Raw genomic sequence first — 18,622 nt, forward strand, 5'->3', positions numbered from 1 at the left:
AGATCCGGGTATATCTTTGGTTATATGGTTAAAAAAGGAACCGTTGGGCATGCTTTTTACGCTGAAAAAGGTTTTAGGCGGCATGATGCTGCCGCTTCCCCTGCTGCTGTTGCTTATGGCGGTCGGCATCGCCTTGCTGTGGTTTAGCCGTTTCCAGCGCACCGGCAAGCTCTGCGTCAGCTTCGGCTGGCTGCTGTTGCTGCTATTAAGCCTGCAACCGGTGGCCGATAGTTTGCTCAAACCGATTGAAGATAAATACCCGACGTGGCGGGGAGAAGAGCGCGTACAGTACGTCGTCGTACTGGGCGGAGGATACACCTGGAATCCAGCCTGGGCGCCCAGTTCAAATCTCATTAATAACAGCCTGCCGCGGCTGACGGAGGGCATCCGCCTGTGGCAGGAAAATCCGGGAGCCAAAATGATCTTTACCGGCGGAAGAGCGAAGACCAACCCGGTAAGTTCTGCGGAAACCAGTGCCCGGGTAGCCGAGACCCTGGGCGTACCGCGCAGCGAAATTATCGTTCTCGATAAACCCAAAGATACCGAAGAGGAAGCCGCCGCGGTGAAAGAGGCGATTGGCGATGCGCCTTTCCTGCTGGTCACTTCCGCTTCACATCTGCCGCGGGCGATGATTTTCTTTCGCCGCGCCGGGCTGGCGCCCTTGCCCGCCCCGGCCAATCAGCTGGCGATTGAGTCACCGCTCAACCCATGGGAGCGGGCAATCCCCTCGCCGGTCTGGCTAATGCATAGCGATCGGGTTGGTTACGAAACGTTAGGTCGCATCTGGCAGCGACTGAAAGGATCTTCAGGCGAGCCAGGGCAGGATTGATTTAGCCGCCAGATCAAACCGGACGCGGTCAAAGCGTCCGGTATTGACCAGATTATCCACTTCATCCCACAGCAGATACAGCCAGCGCCGCCAGAGAAACGCTTCCGCTACCGGCGCCCGTCGGAGATAGTGCCACAGCAGCTGCTCTTCCTGGCCGCTATCAACCAGACGGAATAGCTCATATTCACGCGGCGCCCAGAGCATCATGCCCGGACCTACCATCGCCAGCAGCTGATCGCTGCGCGGATCTTTAAGCATGCTGCGCAGCGTGAAGCTACCGTGGACCAGCACGCAGTTATCATTGAAATCCTTAAACAAATCCATAAGGCATTCGCGAGTGCGGAACAGAATGCGTTTGTCCTGCATCGTCAGGCCGGTATCCTGATAAAGGTTCAGCGTGCTCCATAGCACCTCTACACGCTGGCGGTACCAGTATGGCCAGAGATTTTCCTGAGTGCTGTCGACCATCCCGACGCAGCCGCCGCTATCCTGACGGTGCCAGGCCAGCAGCGCTTCAACAATCTGCTCCTGTAGCTGTTCCCAACGCTCCGGCGTACGGGCGGGGGCTTCTACCGAAACGCCGCGCAGTCGTTCGATCAGCAGTACATCTGGGCCCGGATGCTCTTCGTGCGTCATTACGCCGTAGACCACCGGCATACGGACAGTACCGCTTCGCGCGAGGGTTGATATCTTCCACGCCAGCTGACGCGCCACGCCCGGCGTCGTAAAGCTGCGCGCCAGCAGCGGCATTGGGTTTCCCTGCGCATCATATAGCGACCACAGCGCCGACGAGGGTTTCTCGCTGACGCACTCCACGCGGCTTAGTTTTTCACCCAGCAGGTGGCTCAGCTCGGTACGCAACTGTTCCATTTCTGATTACCCCTATGAACACTACTGGTTTCATAATGAGCGCCTGTGCCGGGGTTGTCATCGGGTAAGATCAAAATTGACGTAAAAAAGTATGGAAAAACGGCCTGAAGATATCCCCTCCTGGCGGAGGGGATGGAGGGAAATTAACGTAGCTCCGCGCGGACGCGTGCCAGATCTTCCGGCGTATCGACGCCTGTACCGGGAACCACTTCCGCCACCGCGACATGGATTTTCTCGCCGTACCACAGCACGCGTAGCTGCTCGAGCATCTCGATCTGTTCAAGCGGGCTTGGCGCCCAGCTAACATAGCGACGAATAAAACCGGCGCGATAGCCATAGATCCCGATATGACGCAGCAGCGAATCGCCGATAGCCTCGCGGGATTTAGCGAAACGATCGCGATCCCACGGGATGGTGGCGCGAGAAAAATAGAGGGCATAGCCAGCTGCGTCCATGACAACCTTGACCGCATTCGGATTAAACGCCTCTTCCGCATCGTGGATTGGCACCGCTAAGGTTGCCATACCGCTCGTGCTGGCAGCCAGATTCTCGGCTACCTGGCGCACGATGGCGGGCGGGATCATCGGCTCATCGCCCTGGATATTCACAATGATGGTGTCATCGCTGAAAGCGCATTTTTCAACCACCTCGGCCAGGCGCTCGGTGCCAGACTGATGATCTTCACGCGTCATGCAGACTTCACCGCCGGCGGCTTCAACCGCTCGGGCTACGTCTGCATGATCGGTGGCAACGATAATACGCTCGGCCCCGGATTCACGGGCGCGCTCAAGAACGTGGACAATCATCGGCTTGCCGTTGATATCCTGGAGCGGTTTGCCTGGCAGACGAGTAGAAGCGAAGCGCGCGGGGATGATAACCACGAAACTCATGACTGGCTCTCTTCTACGGCAAGCGCGCGGGCTTCGGTTTCCAGCAGTACGGGGATACCTTCACGCAGCGGAAAAGCCAGGCTATCGAGTTTGCAGATCAGTTCTTGCTTATCCTGGCTGTAATAGAGCTTACCGTTACAAACCGGACAGGCGATAATTTCAAGTAAACGGTGATCCATGATTCCTCCAGATGGACCGAATAGATTCTTTAGCAGCATATCATACGCTGGCTCAGGCGGCGTCAATTTCCCAACCCTGTTGCCGCCCGGCAAAAAGTTCCGCCGGCAGCTTCCCGCAGCTCACCCGTGTCGCCTCCTGCCAGAGGGCAAAATCATCAATGGCGCGTTTTAGCCCGCTCTCGAGTCCCGAGGTCACCTTGACCCCCTCCTCCAGCCACAGAGCGATAATTTCCAGAACGCCGGTTTTACGATGCATTTTGCTATCCATTCTGCCCACCAGCTTCCCCTGATACAGCAGCGGTAATACGAAATAGCCATACTGACGTTTCGGCGCGGGCGTATAGCACTCCAGGCGATAGGTGAAGTTAAATAGCTGCTCAGCCCGCTTGCGATCCCACACCACCGGATCGAAAGGCGAGAGCACCGCGCTGTGGCTGGCGGCGAGCCTGCCGCCGGGTGAGGACTCCAGCAGCTTCAGCGCATCACGGTGAAGCCACATTTCCCCCAGGGTTTCAACGTTTACCGGTTTCACCAGCCCCTCATCCTGCCAGCTCGCCAGCAGCGGGGGTAGCGAGGGTCGACGTAGACGATAATAATCCGCCAGCCACTGCGCACGGAAGATCCCGAGGCTGCGTGCGCTATTGCGTAACATAATGGCTTCGGCCTGCTCCTGAGAGAGGCCATCCCGCTCATCCTCCCAGTCCGGCATGACCCGCTGCGTGAGATCGTAAACGCGCTGAAAGTTGCGCCGCTCGATAACCATCAGCTCTCCAGCGGTAAATAAACCTTCAAGATGGCGCTTATGCGGTTTCCACTCCCACCATCCGCTGGCGCCCTTACGCGGATGTTCAAAGTCTGCCGAGCGAACCGGGCCATTTTCAGCAATATGGGCCAGCAGTTCCTGAATGGCCGGAGCGTGCTCGGTCATCCATGCGGTATGGTATTTCCAGCCCATTTTATCCGGCGTCAGCATACGGTGACGCACCAGTGAAAAGTCGCTGCGCGGTAAGAAACAGGCCTCATGCGCCCAGTATTCCATCAGTTCACCGGCGCGAAGCGCCTCATCCAGCCAGCGCTGCGGATAGTGGCCAAGGCGGCTGAAAAGCACCAGATAAGGGCTGCGGGCAACAACGTTGATGGTATCGATTTGCAGCAGGGACATCTGCTTAATGGTTTGCAGAACATCCTCGGGTTTGGCGCGACGGCGGGGCTTTTTCAGCAGCCCCTGCGCGGCCAGGTGAAGATGGCGAGCTTCTTTAAGCGAGAGGGACAATACCGGCATGCAGCTTCTCCGTAAAAGGTTCCGGCGCAGGCGGTGATAAGCGAAATTAGCGCTGCGCCAGCGTCACTAAATCCGTGAGCAGGCGCTGTGCGCGCTGGTCAGTCATTATCGCGTCGACCGGTAGATACCACCAGTTTGCCTGCGCAAAGTCGCGGCACTTCACCGCATCTTTTTCGGTCATCAGCAGAGTTTGCTGCGGCGCCGCCAGCGCGGCGACATCGCTCTGCGACAGAGCCTGATGATCGGCCAGGGAGATGGTTTTCACCGGACGTACGCCGCAGCTCTCGAGGGTGGCGAAGAAACGCGGCGGATGGCCGATTCCTGCCATCGCCACCACGTTGTCCAACGCCGCCGCATCCCGGCGTTCACCGGTCAGCAGATTCACCGCCAGCCCGGGACGAAGCTGCATAGGTATCTCTCCCGGGCGGGCGAGACCGCCGTTAACGATAACCGCATCCACGCTGCGCAAACGCGAAGCGCGCTCGCGCATAGGACCCGCAGGCAACCACCAGCCGTTACCAAAACGACGTACGCCGTCAATCACCACAATCTCTTTGTCACGCGCCAGCTTATAGTGCTGCAGACCATCATCCGTGACGATAAGCTGAAGATCGTTGGCGGCGAGCAGCGCCTGAACCGCATCGCTGCGTACCGGCGAGACGGCAACCGGCGCGCCGGTACGCTGATAAATCAGCACCGGCTCATCGCCCGCTTCCCCGGTATGCGTATCCACATTAAGCAGCAGCGGATAGCTCGCGGCTTTTCCGCCGTAGCCGCGTGACACCACGCCGACGCGAATACCGCGCTGCTGAAGCTGTTCCACCAGCCAGACAACAACCGGCGTTTTGCCATTACCGCCGGCGGTCAGATTGCCAACCACCACTACCGGCACCGGCGCTCGCCACACTTTTCGCCATCCCAGTTTATAGCTTAGCCGTATTAATCCGCTCACCAGGCCATAGAGCCAGGAGAGCGGAAGCAGCAGCCGCCATAAAGGCGATTCGCCGGACCAGATGCGCGCAATCATGCGCCGAACTGCATCTTATGCAGCTGAGCGTAAACGCCCTTATGTTCAAGCAGATCGGCATGGCTGCCGCGTTCAACGATCTGGCCATCTTCCACTACCACAATTTCGTCAGCCTGCTCAATCGTCGAGAGACGGTGAGCAATAACCAGCGAAGTGCGGTTTTTCTGCAGTTCGTCCAGCGCCGCCTGAATGGCGCGCTCTGATTCGGTATCCAGCGCCGAAGTTGCTTCATCAAGGATCAGTATCGGGCTGTTGCGCAGCAGGGCGCGAGCGATAGCGATGCGCTGGCGCTGGCCGCCGGAAAGCATAACACCGTTTTCACCGATAATCGTATCCAGGCCATTGTCCATTTTATTGATAAAGTCCATGGCATAAGCCATGCGGGCCGCTTCTTCAATCTGCTCGCGGCTGTACTCTTCGGTTCGGGCATAGGCGATATTATTCGCCACGGTGTCGTTAAAGAGATGGACGTTTTGCGACACCAGCGCAACCTGATCGCGCAGAGAGCTCAGCGTGTATTCACGCAGGTCGTGGCCGTCCAGCAAGATCTGCCCCTCATCAACATCATAAAAACGCGTAATCAGGCTGGCGATGGTAGATTTACCTGACCCTGAGCGCCCTACCAGCGCCACGGTTTTCCCTTCCGGAATATTGAGGTCAATATTGCGCAACGCAGCGACTTCACGCCCCGGATATCTGAAGGTAACGTTTTTAAATTCGAGGTTGCCCTTCGCACGTTCGATAACCCGCGTGCCTTCATCTTTCTCCTGCTCGGAGTCAAGAATAGCGAAAAGCGTCTGACAAGCGGCCATCCCGCGCTGGAACTGCGCGTTGACGTTAGTCAGCGATTTTAGCGGACGCATCAGCGCGATCATTGAGGAGAAGACAACGGTAATTGTACCAGCCGTTAACGTCTCCATTACGCTCGGGAAGCTTGCCGCATAAAGTACGAAAGCCAGAGCCAGGGAGGCGATTAGCTGGATAATAGGGTCAGAAATTGAGGACGCGGAGACCATTTTCATCCCCTGCAGACGCATCTTGTTGCTGACTTTATCAAAGCGCTTGGTTTCGACGGCCTGACCGCCAAACATCAGCACTTCTTTATGCCCTTTCAGCATCTGCTCTGCACTGGTCGTCACCTGGCCCATGGTGTTCTGCATATTCTTGCTGATATTACGAAAACGCTTCGAGACCACGCGAATAGCAATAGACACGATCGGCGCCAGAACGATCAGAATCAATGACAGCTGCCAGCTGTAATAAAACATCATCGCAAACAGGCCAATAATCGACGCGCCTTCACGCACGACGGTAATCAACGCACTGGAGGAGGAAGAGGCCACCTGCTCCGAATCATAGGTAATACGTGATAGCAGCGTCCCGGTGGACTGCTTGTCAAAGAATGCAACCGGCATTCCCATCATGTGGCTGAATAAACGACGGCGCATCGTCATCACGACTTTGCCGGACACCCACGAGATGCAGTAGCTCGAAACGTAGCTGGTGATGCCGCGCAGAACCATCAATCCGATCACCACCAGCGGCATCCATATCAGCACCGAGCGATCCGTTTTACCAAAACCATCATCCAGTAACGGTTTAAGAAGCGATAGCATGAAGGTATCACTAGCCGCGTTAAGCACTAACGCTACCGCTGCAACGATTAGCCCGGGTTTAAACGGCGCTATAATCGGCCAGAGTCGGCGGAAGGTCTGCCACGTGGAAAGATCTTTATCGTTCTGCATTCAATAAACCAGCTTGTGTTGAAATAGCCGCATATTCTACCCGTTCTGAACGTTCCCGCCAAACCACTGATGATACCATCGCGGTAAAACTTGATCCCGTAAGCTATGGATTTGCCAGCCATCCGCGGAAAAAATAACCGTAATTTGCCCCTGATGCGGCGTGTCGAACCACTGATAATTCTGGTTTCGATAGCGCTGTTTCACCTTGGTTGAGGGCATACGCCATGCGTTATAGCGGGAAGCAGAAGCTAGCGCAGCCTCCCCGCCAACGCTGCGCAACAGGGCGGTCCCGGACGACGTATTACTGCCGTGATGGGGAACCTGGATAAGTGTAGACGCAAGATGTTGCCAGTAGTGGCTAATCATCGCTTGCTCCGCTGGCGTTTCGATATCCCCGGTGAGCAGGATACTGTGCTTGCCGTCATCAACACGCACCACGCATGAGCGATTATTCCCCTGCTTTGTCGCGCCGGGCAGCGGCCAGAACGCACGAAAGGTTAAACCTCGCCACTGCCAGATCTCACCGCGCTGGCATGCTAAATGGCCCGCCCAGCCTAAAGGGCTTCGTATCCATATTTGAGGCCATGCTTTTAACACCGAGTTGAGTCCCCCGCGGTGATCGAGATGCTCGTGGCTGAGTACGACGCCTTCCAGATGCAAGTGATGCCAGCGTAGCCAGGGGATGATAATCTGCTCACCGCTGTCACCCTCAGGCCAGGCGAGTCCGGTATCGTAGAGAAGGGCCGCGCCCTGACGTTCAATCACCATAGCCAGCCCCTGCCCGACATCCAGCATGGTGACTCGCCATTCGTTGGTAGCCGTACTCCGCCAGAATGGCCAGCTTAATAGCCCGAGACATGCTAAACAAAACGCCGGCAACGTGCGCCACGCATGAAAACGCCAGAGAATTAACGCCGGCCACGGCAGCAGGCTTATCCCAAGCCAGCGAGCATCCAGCTCGAGCCAGCCGGGCGGCAGCTGCCGCAGGAACCCGAATAGCGCCGCCAGGATACGGTCTGCTGATTGCCATATCACCATCTCAATGGTGAGCGGAGCACAGAGGTGTAAAAACATGGCGGTCAGAATCAGCGGAACAACGATAAAAGTCACCAGAGGCACGGCAATCAAATTCGCCAGCACCGACGTTAAGCTGATGCCGTGGAAGAGAGCAATCTGTAAAGGTGCAAGTAAAAACATCAAGCCGATCTGCAGATGACATAACGCGAGGCTTTGGCGCAGCAGCCAGCACCTTTTACCGCCAGGCATCGGGGCCAGCTGATACCAGAAGATAAGCGCCGCAACGGCAAACGCTGATAGCCAGAGGCTTTCTGACAACGCTGCCAGCGGATCGGCAAACAGTATTGCACCAATGCAGCAGAGCCATAGTTGCCATGGCGACCAGCGTTTCCCGGATAGCCGCAGCGCGCAGCCAACGATCAGAGCAACACAGGTGCGCAGCGCGGGCGGCTGCATTCCGGTTAGCCAGGCGTAAAAAATAGCGCTCGCCAGGCCAGTAAGCAGCGGCGCCCGCCAGCCCAGCCAGCGGCACGGAAGAAAGAACTGCAAACCCCTTAGCAGCAACCAGCCCAGAGTGGCTCCTAACGCGATATGTAACCCTGAGATCGCCATCAGGTGCGATGTACCGGTTTCCTGCATCAGGATCTTTATCTCGCGAGGGATCGCCAGACGTTCCCCCATGCCTAACCCCAGCATCACCGATTGCCAGGGCAGTTCCGCCAGGGTTTGATTGAGCGAGGCCAGATAACGCGCTCGTACACTACAGTTTCGCTCGCGAACTTCAGCGCTGATAAAGCGTCCGGTTAACGGACGATGCTGTGATAGCGCATAGCGCTGGCTGTCAAACCCGCCTTCGTTGAGCTGACCATGTACCGGACGCGCGCGTAGCGTCATGGCCCAAACCTGCCCTGCACAGGGCGGTTCAGGCAAATAATTACCGTAGAGGCTTACCCCTGGCGCGGGAAATAGCCGTCGCCCATCCAGACGGACAATTCTGCCCTGATGAGTTGTCTGACCATCTGTTGCGGTCAGCACAACCTCAACCTGACGATTCCCGTTTGTTAACGTCTGTGTCGGCCACAGGGCCTGGCGGGCGCTGAGTACTCCCCAGACAAAAAACAGCGTTATCAATGCCGCGTAATGCGCAGCTCTACGGCGACATTGCGCAATAAGCAGCGCCAGCAGCATCAGTCCCCAGGTAACCGAACGCTCGGGCAAATCGGGCAACCAGAGCAGCGGCAGAATGCCGATAATCACACAGCCAGCAAGTTGTGGTAAACGCATTAGCACCTCCCTGTCAGAGGGAGTGTTGCGCTAAATTGAGAAAGTGTCTTTGAGGACAGAAAAGAAGTGGATTGCGCAATCCAGAGAACTTTCTCTGTTAACGCAAAAGAACTGACGTTTTGCGAGGCAACTTCCAGTACAGCTTTAAAGGCATAAAAAAAGCACCCAAAGGTGCTTTTTTAACGTTTAAGTATGTTGTCGCCGCTCAGCGAAACTTACTCTTCGTAAATATTGGCGCGGTCGCGTAATTCTTTGCCCGGCTTAAAGTGGGGAACGTACTTACCTTCCAGTTCAACTTTATCGCCAGTTTTTGGGTTACGCCCGGTGCGGGGTGCTCGATAATGCAGAGAGAAGCTGCCGAAACCGCGGATTTCAATGCGCTCGCCTTGAGCAAGCGTTGAGGCCATATGCTCCAGCATTTCTTTAACAGCATCTTCCACTGCTTTCGCAGGAATGTGAGATTGCTGGCTGGCAAGTCTTTCTATCAATTCTGACTTGGTCATTATTCCTCCGGTTTCCTTCAAGGCAAAATTAGCTAACAGCTTAAACAAGGGCGGCCTTAGCCGCCCTTTGTGCTTGATTACAGGACGAATCCTGCAATCTGTCAAGTAAACTCGTCATAATTCAGGTTGTTGTAACCCGAAAGACTAAGATTACTCGCCTTTAGCTGCTTTGAAAGCTTCAGCCATTGCGTTGTTGGAGAAGTTTGCATCTTCCTGTTTGTTAACAGTTGCGATGGCATCTTTCTCATCAGCTTCGTCTTTCGCACGAACAGACAGGCTGATTGCACGGTTCTTACGATCAACGCCGGTGAATTTAGCTTCAACGTCGTCGCCTACGCTCAGAACCAGGGTGGCATCTTCAACGCGGTCACGGGAAGCTTCAGAAGCGCGCAGGTAACCTTCAACGCCGTCAGCCAGTTCTACGGTTGCGCCTTTAGCGTCAACTGCAGTCACTTTACCGTTTACGATTGCGCCTTTCTTGTTCAGTGCAACCCAGTTGTTGAACGGATCTTCTGCGAGCTGTTTAACGCCCAGAGAGATACGCTCGCGCTCTGCGTCAACCTGCAGAACAACTGCTGCGATTTCGTCGCCTTTTTTGTATTCACGAACTGCTTCTTCGCCTGCAACGTTCCAGGAGATGTCAGACAGGTGAACCAGGCCATCGATGCCGCCGTCCAGGCCGATGAAGATACCGAAGTCAGTGATAGACTTGATTTTACCTTCAACACGGTCGCCCTTGTTGTGGGTTTCCGCGAACTGCTGCCATGGGTTGTTTTTGCACTGCTTCAGGCCCAGGGAGATACGACGACGTTCTTCGTCGATATCCAGAACCATAACTTCCACTACATCGCCAACGTTAACAACTTTGGACGGGTGGATGTTTTTGTTGGTCCAATCCATTTCGGAAACGTGAACCAGGCCTTCAACGCCTTCTTCGATTTCAACGAAGCAGCCGTAGTCGGTCAGGTTGGTCACGCGACCGGTCAGTTTGGTACCTTCCGGATAACGTTTAGCGATAGCTACCCACGGATCTTCGCCCAGCTGTTTCAGGCCCAGAGATACACGAGTACGTTCGCGGTCGAACTTCAGCACTTTAACAGTGATTTCGTCGCCAACGTTTACGATTTCGCTCGGATGCTTAACGCGTTTCCATGCCATATCGGTAATGTGCAGCAGGCCGTCAACGCCGCCCAGATCAACGAATGCACCGTAGTCAGTGAGGTTCTTAACGATACCTTTAACTTCCATGCCTTCCTGCAGGTTTTCCAGCAGCTGATCGCGCTCTGCGCTGTTTTCGGATTCGATAACGGCACGACGAGAAACAACGACGTTGTTACGTTTCTGGTCCAGCTTGATGACTTTGAATTCAAGCTCTTTGCCTTCCAGGTGCAGCGTGTCGCGCACCGGACGAACGTCTACCAGGGAGCCCGGCAGGAACGCACGAATACCATTCAGCTCAACAGTGAAGCCACCTTTAACTTTGCCGTTGATAATACCGACTACAGTTTCAGCGTCTTCGTAAGCTTTTTCCAGCGTGATCCAAGCTTCGTGACGTTTAGCTTTCTCACGGGACAGCAGGGTTTCACCGAAGCCGTCTTCTACTGCATCCAGAGCAACGTCAACTTCGTCACCAACCTGGATTTCCAGCTCGCCCTGGGCGTTTTTGAACTGCTCTGCCGGAATGGCAGACTCAGATTTCAGACCGGCGTCAACCAGTACTACGTCTTTGTCGATAGCAACAACAACACCACGAACGATGGAACCCGGACGGGTTTCGATTGTTTTTAAGGATTCTTCAAATAGTTGAGCAAAAGATTCAGTCATGTTTAATCTTCAGGTTTCATATTTAACGTCCACCAGGCTCCATGCCGGATGGGGTTGTTTAACATACCCGCTAACAGTCCGTTGCTGCGGGGTACTGCTATAATTCGCAGGCTATTGTGCTTTATCGACGATAAGATTAAGCGGAAGCCAGTTTTTCGCGCGCATATTGTAGCGCTTTTTCAATCACTTGCTCAATGTTTAGTTCTGTGGAATCAAGAACTAAGGCATCGGCAGCCGGGATAAGCGGCGCCACTGTACGATTGCGATCGCGGTCGTCGCGCTCTTTTATCTCGGATAAAAGGCGATCAAAGTTAACACTAAAGCCCTTCTCCTGCAACTGAAGCATGCGGCGATGCGCACGTTCTTCCGCGGAAGCGTCAAGGAAAATTTTCACCGGCGCATCGGGGAATACCACGGTTCCCATATCGCGTCCGTCAGCGATCAAACCGGGCAGCTCACGGAAGGCTCGTTGACGGCGCAGCAATGCCTCGCGCACGCGCGGAAAAGCGGCGACTTTAGAGGCCGTATTGGCCACATCCTGAGTGCGGATTTCCGCGCTAACGTCCTCCCCCTCCAGAATGACTTCCAGGCTACCGTCAGTGGAGACAAAACGGACATCAAGATGCGCGGCCAGCGGCACCAGCGCCTCTTCGGATTCAACATCAACATGGTGATGCAGAGCAGCGAGAGCAAGAACGCGATAAATCGCCCCAGAATCCAGCAGATGCCAGCCCAGCGTTTCTGCCATTGCCTTGCATAACGTGCCTTTGCCCGCACCGCCAGGCCCATCAATGGTGATTACCGGAACTGTTGCCGTCATCTTTTTCTCCTTTAGCAAGGCGCATAAATATATAAACGCCGCGCATTATACGCATCTCTTCGACGGAAAGTGAGCATTGGTTGTAAATTACGGATAACTGGAAATCTAATGCGGAAGAATTGTGCAATTATAGCGGGCTGATGGAGCATCAGCCCGGAAGATGAGGCAGTTTTACTTTTTATCTTCCGCGATACGGTCGCGGATATGCTGCGCGCGTTCAGCTGAAGGCGGGTGTGAATCGAACAGAGATTTACTGTGGCCGGCGTCAAGGCTGGCCAGTTTGTCGAAGCTGCCCACCAGCCCCTGAGTGCTAATGTTGCGCTTTTTCAGCAGATCGTAGGAGAAATCATCAGCATCGGACTCCTGAGAGCGGGAGAAAGCGGAGTTAATCATTCCCTCTGCGATATCGCCCAGCTGAGATTTAGACAAGCTTGCAGCCGCTCCGCTGGTGGCTGAAATTGCATCACGCGCGGCAATGGTCGCATAGGCGGTTTGCATCGCTTTGCGCGAATGTCCCAGCGCTACGTGGCCCAACTCATGGCCCAGAACCGCTTCAACTTCATTATCGGTCATCATGTCCATCAGGCCGCTATAGACGCGGACGCAGCCGTTGGCCATTGCCCAGGCGTTGACGTCTGATGTCATGTAAACCTTATAGTTTACCGGGGTGCCGTTGATATTATTACCTAACGCTTTGGCAATTTTATTCAGACGCTTGGTGTACTTACTTGAAGCGCCGGCCTTTTTATTTTCGCTATCCATTTGCTTACAGGCATCGTCGGAAAGCGCTTTGACTTCAGAGTCAGAAAGCGTTGCCGCTTTGTAGGCCGTCATCCCTGAACTTACGAGGGCGTTGGTGTCCACCCCCTGCATATTTTTACAACCTGCCAACAACGTGGCGGAAACCGCTAAAGCCAGCATTACTTTTGTATTTCTCATATCAATCATCCATTGATTAGCATATTAAATGCTTATAAATCCTGTATTTACAAGCAACCAAGGCTAGCATTTAGTTTTCCGCCCGACAAGCAGACATAAAAAAACGCCGACCCAAGGGTCGGCGTTTTCACCTAAAATTCGCGTGATTCAGGCCAGCGTACTGATTCGCGCCAGCTGTTCGAAGTAGTCCGGGAAAGTTTTTGCCGTACACTTCGGATCAAGGATGGTGACCGGCGTATCGGAAAGCGCCACCAGCGAGAAACACATTGCCATACGATGGTCGTTATAGGTGCCGATTTCAGCGAACTGGAGCTTAGCAGGCGGAGTGATGCGGATGAAATCCTCCCCTTCTTCAACTTCAGCTCCCACTTTACGCAGCTCAGTGGCCATAGCAAACAGGCGGTCAGTCTCCTTGACGCGCCAGTTATAAATATTGCGCAGAGTCGTGGTGCCTTTGGCGAACAGGGCGGCCGTGGCGATAGTCATCGCGGCATCCGGGATATGATTCATATCCATATCGATGGCATTCAGTTCGCCGCGCGTGCAGGCGATATAATCATCGCCCCAGGTAATGGTTGCGCCCATTTTTTCCAGCACATCGGCAAACCGAATGTCGCCCTGCACGCTATCGCGGCCAATACCGGTGACTTTTACCGTCCCGCCTTTAATGGCTCCGGCGGCGAGGAAGTAGGATGCCGAGGAGGCGTCGCCTTCAACCAGATAATCGCCCGGCGAGCGATAGTGTTGATTGCCGCGCACGATAAATCGCTGATAAGACTGATTTTCAACCTCAACGCCAAAGGTTTTCATCAGGTGCAGCGTAATATCAATATAAGGTTTGGATACCAGATCGCCTTTAATCGCAATGACGGTATCCTGAGGCGCCAGCGGGGCGGTCATCAGGAGCGCGGTCAGAAACTGGCTGGAAACGCTGCCGTCCACTTCAACCTGTCCACCGCTGAAACCACCGCGCAGGCGCAGCGGCGGGTAATTCTCCTGCTCCAGATAATCAATCTGCGCCCCGCCCTGACGCAGCGCGTCAACCAGGTGACCAATCGGCCGCTCTTTCATTCGCGGCTCGCCGGTCAGCACAATATCGTTACTCCCCAGACATAACGCCGCCGCCAGCGGACGCATGGCCGTTCCGGCATTACCGAGGAACAGTTCTAATGCTTCAGCCGCGTGCAGTGGGCCGGCGTTACCGGTGACTTCACAGCGGGTACGGTCGGAAGACAGGGTGTAATGAACTCCCAGCGCGCTCAGGGCATTCAGCATGTGGCGTACATCGTCGCTATCCAGCAAATTGGTCAGCACCGTCGTGCCGCGGGCCAATGCCGCCAGTAGCAAAGCACGGTTAGAAACACTCTTGGACCCGGGCAGGTTAATTGTGCCATCTACGCGTGCGATGGGTTGTAACGTCAGGGATTCCATTAAACTCAACTCTCAAACAAACAGAATAATAACCCCGCAGACGAGCTGCGGGGATGAAAAATACGACAGCGATTAGCCGTGACGGCGTTCGAAGTCCTGCATAAAGTCGGTCAGCGCCTTCACGCCCGCCAGCGGCATGGCGTTATAAATGGAAGCGCGCATGCCGCCCACTACGCGGTGGCCCTTCAGCGCATGCAGACCAGCGGCAAACGACTCTTCGAGGAACAGTTTATCAAGCGCGCTATCGGCCAACTGGAACGGCACGTTCATGCGCGAACGGTTCGCCGCAGCGACATCGTTGCGATAGAAACCACTGTTATCGATGGTGCTATACAACAGGTCGGCTTTCTGCTGGTTGATTTTATCCATAGCGGCAACGCCGCCCTGCTCTTTCAGCCACTTAAACACCAGGCCGGAGAGGTACCAGGCAAACGTCGGCGGCGTGTTAAACATAGAGTCATTGGCCGACAGGATGGAGTAATCAAGAATCGACGGGCAGGCTATGCTGGCTTTACCCAGCAGATCTTCACGCACAATAATCAGCGTCAGACCTGCAGGACCGATGTTTTTCTGCGCGCCTGCGTAAATTACGCCATAACGGCTTACGTCAATTTCACGAGACAAAATAGTCGAGGAGAAATCCGCCGTCACGATGACATCGTCGCCAAAATCAGGCGTTTCTTCAATGGCAATACCATCGATAGTTTCGTTCGGGCAGTAGTGCAGATAGGCCGCGCCCGGAGTCAGCTGCCATTCGCTCATCGGTTTAACCGCGCGCTGGCCGTCAACGGTGATTTTGGCGTCAATCACGTTCGGTTTGCAGTATTTATGCGCTTCTTTAACCGCGCTGGCTGCCCAGTAGCCGGCATCAATGTAGTCGGCAACGGTTTTATCACCCAGCAGGTTCAGCGGGATACCAGCAAACTGTCCGCGACCGCCGCCGTGACAAAATAAGACTTTGTAATTGGAAGGAATATTGAGCAGGGAGCGAAAATCCTGTTCCGCCTCTTCAGCCACCTTGATGAACTCTTTACCACGGTGGCTGATTTCCATCACCGACGTCCCCAAACCGTTCCAGTCGCAAAGCTCCTTTTGCGCCAGTTTGAGGACATCCGCCGGCAGCATTGCCGGGCCTGAACTGAAGTTATAGACCTGAGCCATTTCCCCTCACCACTTGCTATGTTATTTACCCGCGAACCGTCGCGGGCATAAGTTATTCCTGTGGCTATCGGTTTTATCATTCAGTGACACGCACCGCAATGGCTAAAACTGAGCCTGGGGGAAATGCGGACTCGGTCACACAAAAGAATCTGCCAGCTTGACGTCATAAAACCGACATAATTGCTGTCAGGTGACCCTTTTTGCCCGACTGACCTTCGACCATTCTGCATTTGCGCAGCGAGGGCATAATTGTTTATCCCCAGCTCGTAGCGTAAGGATTGCGCTACAGCGAACGCAGGCGTACTCATCATCGTGAGGGATGGTGATAAAACGATCGGTAAAACGGGAAGGCAGAATGGAAAGCCCGGCTTTAACATCTTCATCCTCATAGTAATAAAGGCTGATCTGGCCGTTGGTTTCCAGAATGGCCAGCCGTACCTGACCCAGTTGCTCAACCCCGCTGATTCTCAGTTCCATAAAAAACTCGAATTCGGTCATATTTTCCGCCTGCAGTTTCTCCCAGGCCAGTTCGCCGTTCTCCACAACAATAATCGGCTTACCTTCCAGCAAGTCCTCCAGTTTTTCGCTATGCCCCATCAGCCACATAATCAATCGATACAGCAGAGCCAGGGTAATAAATACCGCCAGTACCGGCAGCATGGGAACATCATCATAAAACGCGACGTCCCCTGCCGCCGAACCGAGGGTCAAAATGATGAGGACTTCGAAAAGAGACATCTGGCGAACGCCACGCCGCCCGGTTATCTTAAGAAAAATAAATACCAGGACGAAGGTATAGAGGCTACGCAGTGCCACCTCGGCCAGAAACTCCACGGGCACTTTATCCAGTGCCATACGATGCCAGTCAAATGTCTTCATGGTTAACGCCTGAACAGTTATTGAGTGACATAAGCATAGCCAGACGATGGAGATAGCACCTGTCATATAAAACCCGTATCATTGCGCGCTTTACGTACGATAAAAGTGACTGCCATGACTCAAACGTTTATTCCCGGCAAAGATGCCGCCCTGGAAGATTCCATCGCTCGCTTCCAGCAGAAGTTGCACGACCTCGGATTTGATATTGAAGAGGCCTCATGGCTCAACCCGGTACCGCACGTCTGGTCAGTGCATATCCGCGATAAAGAGTGCGCCCTGTGCTTCACCAACGGCAAAGGCGCCACCAAAAAAGCCGCGCTGGCCTCGGCCCTTGGAGAGTACTTTGAGCGTCTCTCGACTAACTATTTTTTTGCCGACTTCTGGCTGGGCGAGACCATCGCCAACGCGCCTTTCGTTCACTATCCGAATGAAAAATGGTTCCCTTTAACCGACGATGACGAAGTACCGGAAGGCCTGCTGGATGCCCGCCTGCGCGCATTCTACGATCCTGACGATCAGTTAACCGCCAGCATGCTGGTCGATCTGCAGTCAGGTAATGACGATCGCGGCGTCTGCGGTTTGCCGTTCACCCGTCAGTCAGATGGCGAAACGGTCTATATTCCGATGAATATCATCGGCAACCTGTACGTTTCTAACGGAATGTCCGCGGGCAACACCCGCAACGAAGCCCGCGTTCAGGGCCTCTCGGAAGTGTTCGAACGCCATATTAAAAACCGCATTATCGCTGAAAGTATCAGCCTCCCGGAGATCCCGGCGGAGGTGATGGCGCGCTATCCGGGCGTGGTTGAATCCATCAACAAGCTGGAGGCCGAAGGTTTCCCGATTTTCGCTTATGACGGTTCGCTCGGCGGCAAATATCCGGTTATCTGCGTTGTGCTGTTTAACCCCGCAAACGGTACCTGTTTCGCCTCGTTTGGCGCGCATCCTGATTTAGGCGTGGCGCTGGAACGTACCGTTACCGAACTGCTGCAGGGCCGCAGCCTGAAAGATCTCGACGTCTTCACGCCGCCAACCTTTGATGATGAAGAAGTCGCCGAACATGCGAATCTTGAAACGCACTTTATCGATTCCAGCGGCCTGATCTCCTGGGATATGTTTAAGCAGGATGCCGACTACCCGTTCGTGGACTGGAGCTTCTCCGGGACCACGGAGGAAGAGTTCGCCACCCTGATGGCTATCTTTAAGCAAGAAGATAAAGAAGTTTACATCGCCGATTACGAACACCTTAGCGTCTACGCCTGCCGGATAATTGTTCCGGGCATGTCTGATATCTATCCGGCGGAAGACCTCTGGCTGGCGAATAACAGCATGGGCGCACCTCTGCGGGAAACGATTCTTTCTCTGCCGGAAAGCGAATGGGAAAAAGAAGATTATCTGGCGCTTATCGAGCAAATGGATGATGAAGGCCTTGATGATTTCACCCGCGTGCGCGAACTGCTCGGTATGGCGACCGGTAAAGACAACGGCTGGTATACGCTGCGCATTGGCGAGCTAAAAGCAATGCTGGCGCTGGCGGGCGGCGATCTCGAGCAGGCCTTGATCTGGACCGAGTGGACCATGGAATTTAATGCCTCAATCTTTAGCGCCGAACGCGCTAATTACTACCGCTGCCTGCAAACTCTGCTGCTGCTGAGCCAGGAAGAGGAGCGTCAGCCGCTGCAGTATCTCAACGCTTTCGTACGCATGTACGGCGCCGATGCCGTTGAAGCCGCCAGCGCCGCGCTTAGCGGAGAAGCACCGTTCTATGGGCTGCAGGCAGTAGACAGCGATCTGCTCGCTTTCCCGGCTCACCAGTCGCTACTGAAAGCCTACGAAAAGCTACAGCGCGCAAAAGCTGTATTCTGGGGTAAATAAGCTCACTTTACTGCCTGAATCACCGTATGATGAGGGGGCAAATAGGCCCCCTTTTTTTATGTTTTCC

The 18,622-nt window shown here is 54.6% G+C and carries 16 protein-coding genes; 2 read left to right on the top strand and 14 right to left on the bottom strand.

The window, feature by feature from the left end:
• The first annotated feature begins 49 nt into the window (after positions 1–49).
• Positions 50–829, top strand: coding sequence for an envelope biogenesis factor ElyC (elyC, locus tag KO1_RS11930; protein WP_016808060.1), 780 nt, complete (start codon positions 50–52; stop codon positions 827–829).
• Here elyC and KO1_RS11935 read toward each other — a convergent pair.
• From KO1_RS11935 to KO1_RS12000, 14 genes are all read right to left on the bottom strand, one after another.
• Positions 806–1,699 carry a YcbJ family phosphotransferase gene (locus KO1_RS11935; RefSeq protein ID WP_004100717.1) on the bottom strand — a complete coding sequence of 298 codons (894 nt, stop codon included), beginning with the start codon at positions 1,697–1,699 and terminating at the stop codon, positions 806–808. The two genes, elyC and KO1_RS11935, sit on opposite strands and share 24 nt — an antisense overlap.
• 143 nt (positions 1,700–1,842) lie before the next feature.
• The gene (gene kdsB, locus KO1_RS11940) at positions 1,843–2,589 is read right to left on the bottom strand and encodes a 3-deoxy-manno-octulosonate cytidylyltransferase (RefSeq protein ID WP_032727996.1); all 747 of its coding nucleotides are present in this window, start codon (positions 2,587–2,589) and stop codon (positions 1,843–1,845) included.
• Entirely contained in the window at positions 2,586–2,768 is a 183-nt protein-coding gene (ycaR, locus tag KO1_RS11945; RefSeq protein WP_004100713.1) for a protein YcaR, read from the bottom strand. The genes kdsB and ycaR overlap by 4 nt, the downstream gene beginning before the upstream one ends.
• A gap of 52 nt (positions 2,769–2,820) precedes the next feature.
• Entirely contained in the window at positions 2,821–4,050 is a 1,230-nt protein-coding gene (locus tag KO1_RS11950) for a winged helix-turn-helix domain-containing protein (RefSeq protein WP_024273974.1), read from the bottom strand.
• 46 nt (positions 4,051–4,096) lie between these two features.
• Positions 4,097–5,077, bottom strand: coding sequence for a tetraacyldisaccharide 4'-kinase (gene lpxK / locus KO1_RS11955; protein ID WP_004100710.1), 981 nt, complete (start codon positions 5,075–5,077; stop codon positions 4,097–4,099).
• Positions 5,074–6,822 carry a lipid A ABC transporter ATP-binding protein/permease MsbA gene (gene msbA / locus KO1_RS11960; RefSeq protein ID WP_004100709.1) on the bottom strand — a complete coding sequence of 583 codons (1,749 nt, stop codon included), beginning with the start codon at positions 6,820–6,822 and terminating at the stop codon, positions 5,074–5,076. Before msbA ends, lpxK begins: the two co-directional genes overlap by 4 nt.
• A 36-nt stretch (positions 6,823–6,858) precedes the next feature.
• Entirely contained in the window at positions 6,859–9,123 is a 2,265-nt protein-coding gene (locus tag KO1_RS11965) for a ComEC family protein (protein WP_047720073.1), read from the bottom strand.
• Positions 9,124–9,338: 215 nt separating this feature from the next.
• Positions 9,339–9,626, bottom strand: coding sequence for an integration host factor subunit beta (ihfB, locus tag KO1_RS11970; RefSeq protein WP_004100704.1), 288 nt, complete (start codon positions 9,624–9,626; stop codon positions 9,339–9,341).
• Positions 9,627–9,776: 150 nt separating this feature from the next.
• The gene (rpsA, locus tag KO1_RS11975) at positions 9,777–11,450 is read right to left on the bottom strand and encodes a 30S ribosomal protein S1 (protein ID WP_004100702.1); all 1,674 of its coding nucleotides are present in this window, start codon (positions 11,448–11,450) and stop codon (positions 9,777–9,779) included.
• 136 nt (positions 11,451–11,586) lie between these two features.
• On the bottom strand, positions 11,587–12,270 hold the full coding sequence (cmk, locus tag KO1_RS11980) for a (d)CMP kinase (protein ID WP_004100701.1): 684 nt from the start codon (positions 12,268–12,270) through the stop codon (positions 11,587–11,589).
• A gap of 171 nt (positions 12,271–12,441) precedes the next feature.
• Positions 12,442–13,209: a metalloprotease LoiP gene (gene loiP / locus KO1_RS11985; protein WP_004100700.1), complete on the bottom strand. Its 768-nt coding sequence runs from the start codon at positions 13,207–13,209 to the stop codon at positions 12,442–12,444.
• Between the two features lie 147 nt (positions 13,210–13,356).
• The gene (aroA, locus tag KO1_RS11990) at positions 13,357–14,640 is read right to left on the bottom strand and encodes a 3-phosphoshikimate 1-carboxyvinyltransferase (RefSeq protein WP_004100699.1); all 1,284 of its coding nucleotides are present in this window, start codon (positions 14,638–14,640) and stop codon (positions 13,357–13,359) included.
• A 72-nt stretch (positions 14,641–14,712) separates the two neighbouring features.
• Positions 14,713–15,801, bottom strand: coding sequence for a 3-phosphoserine/phosphohydroxythreonine transaminase (gene serC / locus KO1_RS11995; RefSeq protein ID WP_032727993.1), 1,089 nt, complete (start codon positions 15,799–15,801; stop codon positions 14,713–14,715).
• Between the two features lie 186 nt (positions 15,802–15,987).
• Complete coding sequence (locus KO1_RS12000; RefSeq protein WP_004100689.1) at positions 15,988–16,680, bottom strand: DUF421 domain-containing protein; 693 nt, start codon at positions 16,678–16,680, stop codon at positions 15,988–15,990.
• Positions 16,681–16,794: 114 nt separating this feature from the next.
• Here KO1_RS12000 and ycaO point away from each other — a divergent pair, with 114 nt between their 5' ends.
• Positions 16,795–18,555 carry a 30S ribosomal protein S12 methylthiotransferase accessory factor YcaO gene (ycaO, locus tag KO1_RS12005; protein ID WP_032728666.1) on the top strand — a complete coding sequence of 587 codons (1,761 nt, stop codon included), beginning with the start codon at positions 16,795–16,797 and terminating at the stop codon, positions 18,553–18,555.
• The last annotated feature ends 67 nt before the right edge of the window (positions 18,556–18,622 follow it).

Source organism: Klebsiella oxytoca NBRC 105695 (genome assembly GCF_001598695.1).
Classification (GTDB): domain Bacteria; phylum Pseudomonadota; class Gammaproteobacteria; order Enterobacterales; family Enterobacteriaceae; genus Klebsiella; species Klebsiella oxytoca.

What these genes read in the sequence shown, in the direction of transcription:
- lpxK (WP_004100710.1), bottom strand. Translation starts at nt 5,077, where the DNA reads ATGATTGCGCGCATCTGGTCCGGCGAATCGCCTTTATGGCGGCTGCTG.
- msbA (WP_004100709.1), bottom strand. Translation starts at nt 6,822, where the DNA reads ATGCAGAACGATAAAGATCTTTCCACGTGGCAGACCTTCCGCCGACTC.
- kdsB (WP_032727996.1), bottom strand. Translation starts at nt 2,589, where the DNA reads ATGAGTTTCGTGGTTATCATCCCCGCGCGCTTCGCTTCTACTCGTCTG.
- elyC (WP_016808060.1), top strand. Translation starts at nt 50, where the DNA reads ATGCTTTTTACGCTGAAAAAGGTTTTAGGCGGCATGATGCTGCCGCTT.
- ihfB (WP_004100704.1), bottom strand. Translation starts at nt 9,626, where the DNA reads ATGACCAAGTCAGAATTGATAGAAAGACTTGCCAGCCAGCAATCTCAC.
- KO1_RS12000 (WP_004100689.1), bottom strand. Translation starts at nt 16,680, where the DNA reads ATGAAGACATTTGACTGGCATCGTATGGCACTGGATAAAGTGCCCGTG.
- cmk (WP_004100701.1), bottom strand. Translation starts at nt 12,270, where the DNA reads ATGACGGCAACAGTTCCGGTAATCACCATTGATGGGCCTGGCGGTGCG.
- ycaO (WP_032728666.1), top strand. Translation starts at nt 16,795, where the DNA reads ATGACTCAAACGTTTATTCCCGGCAAAGATGCCGCCCTGGAAGATTCC.
- KO1_RS11935 (WP_004100717.1), bottom strand. Translation starts at nt 1,699, where the DNA reads ATGGAACAGTTGCGTACCGAGCTGAGCCACCTGCTGGGTGAAAAACTA.
- aroA (WP_004100699.1), bottom strand. Translation starts at nt 14,640, where the DNA reads ATGGAATCCCTGACGTTACAACCCATCGCACGCGTAGATGGCACAATT.
- loiP (WP_004100700.1), bottom strand. Translation starts at nt 13,209, where the DNA reads ATGAGAAATACAAAAGTAATGCTGGCTTTAGCGGTTTCCGCCACGTTG.
- rpsA (WP_004100702.1), bottom strand. Translation starts at nt 11,450, where the DNA reads ATGACTGAATCTTTTGCTCAACTATTTGAAGAATCCTTAAAAACAATC.
- KO1_RS11950 (WP_024273974.1), bottom strand. Translation starts at nt 4,050, where the DNA reads ATGCCGGTATTGTCCCTCTCGCTTAAAGAAGCTCGCCATCTTCACCTG.
- serC (WP_032727993.1), bottom strand. Translation starts at nt 15,801, where the DNA reads ATGGCTCAGGTCTATAACTTCAGTTCAGGCCCGGCAATGCTGCCGGCG.
- KO1_RS11965 (WP_047720073.1), bottom strand. Translation starts at nt 9,123, where the DNA reads ATGCGTTTACCACAACTTGCTGGCTGTGTGATTATCGGCATTCTGCCG.
- ycaR (WP_004100713.1), bottom strand. Translation starts at nt 2,768, where the DNA reads ATGGATCACCGTTTACTTGAAATTATCGCCTGTCCGGTTTGTAACGGT.